The organism is Deltaproteobacteria bacterium (assembly GCA_018668695.1).
Lineage (GTDB): Bacteria > Myxococcota > XYA12-FULL-58-9 > XYA12-FULL-58-9 > JABJBS01 > JABJBS01.
The window spans coordinates 1-2986 of the sequence record JABJBS010000332.1 but is presented as its reverse complement, the minus strand read 5'-3'; the positions used below and the strand labels follow the sequence as shown (position 1 = coordinate 2986).

The window sequence follows — 2986 nt, the reverse complement described above, 5'->3', positions numbered from 1 at the left end:
GGGTTTTTGTAGTTACCGGTTGTACCGAGACGCAGCATTTGGCCAGCTTGGAGCTTTACAAATTTTTCGGCGTATTTCTCGCAGCGATGGCGAATTTGGTTGGTGTTGAGCTCTTTGGCTTTTTCGCCAAGGTTCTTCATCACTTGGTGTTCGATCGGTAAACCATGGCAGTCCCAGCCAGGAACGTATTCAACATCATAGCCGTCCATAATTCGGGTCCGGACCGTGACGTCTTTGATCACTTTGTTGAGCAGGTGACCCAAGTGGATATTTCCGTTGGCGTAAGGAGGGCCATCATGCATCACGAAGTCGCCCTTAGGGTGCTCGGCTTCTAACTGCTTGTTGAATATATCAATTCTTTCCCACCGCTTCTGAAAACGGGGTTCCATCTGAAGCAAATTTGCCTTCATACCGAATGCTGTTTTCGGCAGGTTAAGGGTTTTGCGCAATGGATCTTTCTTTTTGCCGTCGGGCTTACTCATGATGGTATCTCCAAAAACTTCGACTGACGGGTATACCTGCCCTGACGCGCAGGTCAATGGCTTCGAAACCCGGTTTTCCCGTGCAATTTCTAGATTTTGACGGGATCGCCATTATCCGCCCTTGGGCCATTGCCCGAAGGCGCACTGAGCGTTAAAAACTCTGCATCAATTCATGTGGAGAGCAGACCAACGATGACGAGATTAAAAGGGCCAAGCTCAGTTGCTGGGGAGCGCCCCGGGGCTGAAATCTATCCCACAAGCTCTATTGGGCAATCGAAGGAAGGTATTCCAACGGGCCGCGATGTAGAGTGGGAACCTTTGGTGGATTACCGACGAAACGATGTCAGTGAAACAACGATCCATGGCGCCGTTGCATGGGCCTCTGGCGGAAAGATCGTTCACTCTTTTGGTGGCAATGTTTTGTGCTACGGGCGCAGCATGATGAAGCCGGTGATGATGAAAGTTTTCGCCGATGAATTGGCCGATGTTCTTGAGCCACGCCAAAAGGCCATCGCTTGTTCAAGCCACAACGGCGACACGGAACACGTGGCGGCAGCTCAATCCATTCTTTCTGAAGCGGAGTGGGGCTTGATGCAGACCCCACTGGACGTTCCTTTGGTTCAGTTTGGTCGCCAAGTTCGCCGACCACGACGTTGGTACCACACCTGCTCAGGAGAGCACGCGGCTATTTTACGGGGTTGTCGTCTCAAAAACTGGGAGCGTGTGGGCTATACCTTGCCGACCCACACGATGTTTGGTGCCTATCTAGATGTACTGCGGCGCTACCTAGGCGACGATTGGGAGCCTCTTGCTGTTGCGCGAGACGGATGCGGTTTGCCAACCGTGAGCAATACGGTGGGCGAGTTATCGATGATTTTTGCCGGCCTCGCTAAAGAGCGCGATGATGATTGGATCTGGAAAGCTATGACAAGCTTCCCTGACTTGGTGGGCGGTTTCAACCGGCTTGATTCTACGATTATTAAAACTGGGGGCGGCTCGGTCGTTGCCAAAGAAGGCGCAGATGGTCTCTTGGGGCTGTCGATAGTTCATCCAGATTACCCTGAAGGTTTGGGCGTCACCATTAAGATTGCACACGGATGGAACTCACAAGCGACTTGGTATATCGCACGCGCCGTATTGGGTGTACTTGGGTTTGACCTTCGTAACCCGTATCCTCTTCACCGCCAAAAGGCTTTTATCGTACCCGGAGTGGTTCCACCGCATCTTCTAGAGAAATTGGAAACGATTCCAACCTGGGATGAGTGGGATCCTGACAGTGACCGCTGGTATTACAACGTCGAAATGAGATCCCGGCCAGGCGACTATGGACAAGAGCTATGAGTGAACCGATAATTTTACACAACTATGTTGGTGGTGAATTCATTGCGCCTTCTACGGGGCTTTATCTCGACAACCCAGAACCGGCTCGTGGAACGATTTTGTCCCACGTACCAAAGTCTGGGGCCGAAGATGTGAAAGCCGCGGTTGAAGCAGCCAAAGTAGCCTTTGTGGATTGGAGCGCGACGCCTTACACGGAGCGTGCGGCTTTACTGGACAAAGTAGCAAACCGACTCGAAGAGCGGCTGGATGAGCTGGCTTTGATGGAATCACGAGATACGGGTAAGCCCATTAAATTGGCCAAGAGCATCGATATACCGCGCTCAATCTCCAATTTTCGTTTCTTTGCGGGTGCCGTTCGCCACGATGCTACTGAATGCCACTCCATGGATGGAGCCATCAACTACACGCTGCGAAAGCCAGTTGGAGTAGCGGGGCTTATCACGCCTTGGAACCTTCCACTGTATTTGCTTAGCTGGAAGGTGGCGCCGGCTTTAGCCATGGGTAATACGATTGTTGCGAAACCTTCCGAGGTTACGCCGATGACTGCAGCACTGCTCGCTGAAGTTTTTGATGAAGTTGGAGCTCCTTCCGGAATTTTCAATTTGGTACACGGCCTCGGCGGTGATGCCGGTCAAGCCATAGTAGAGCACCCGGATGTGAAGCTGGTGTCTTTTACGGGCGGTACCACAACCGGGAGACGCGTCGCTGCAACGGCTGCGCCAATGTTTAAGAAACTGAGCTTGGAACTTGGTGGTAAAAATCCAACGGTTGTATTCGCCGATGCTGACTTTGAGGATGCGGTCCAAGGAACGGCGCGTGCTGGTTTTGCAAATCAGGGGCAAATTTGCCTTTGTGGATCTCGGATCCTCGTTGAGCGCTCGATACACGATAAGTTCGTTGCGGCGCTGGTGAAGCAAGTGTCCAGCTTAAAAGTGGGCGACCCTTCGCACCCCGATACAGATATCGGCTCGTTGGTTTCTTTGGGGCATCGCGAAAAGGTTGAGGGTTACGTTAAGCTTGCAACTGAAGAGGGAGGGACGATTGTATCAGGAGGCGAGCGTCCGGAGCTTCCTGGCGGAAATGCGGATGGTGCTTTCTTGTTGCCAACGATTGTCACGGGCTTAGAACCCGATTGCCGAACGTCTACCGAAGAAATTTTTGGT

3 protein-coding genes are annotated in these 2986 nt (G+C 52.2%); 2 read left to right on the top strand and 1 reads right to left on the bottom strand.

Going from position 1 to position 2986, the window contains the following annotated elements; all coding sequences use genetic code 11:
* Nucleotides 1–482: class I tRNA ligase family protein (locus HOK28_18705; protein MBT6435135.1), on the bottom strand; the 482-nt coding region annotated here is incomplete at its 3' end.
* A 192-nt stretch (nucleotides 483–674) separates the two neighbouring features.
* On the opposite strand from HOK28_18705, the gene HOK28_18700 reads away from it, so the two are divergent.
* Entirely contained in the window at nucleotides 675–1823 is a 1149-nt protein-coding gene (locus HOK28_18700; protein MBT6435134.1) for a hypothetical protein, read from the top strand.
* On the top strand, nucleotides 1820–2986 hold a 1167-nt coding region (locus tag HOK28_18695), incomplete at its 3' end, for an aldehyde dehydrogenase family protein (protein ID MBT6435133.1). The genes HOK28_18700 and HOK28_18695, both read left to right, overlap by 4 nt.

What these genes read in the sequence shown, in the direction of transcription:
- HOK28_18700 (MBT6435134.1), top strand. Translation starts at nt 675, where the DNA reads ATGACGAGATTAAAAGGGCCAAGCTCAGTTGCTGGGGAGCGCCCCGGG.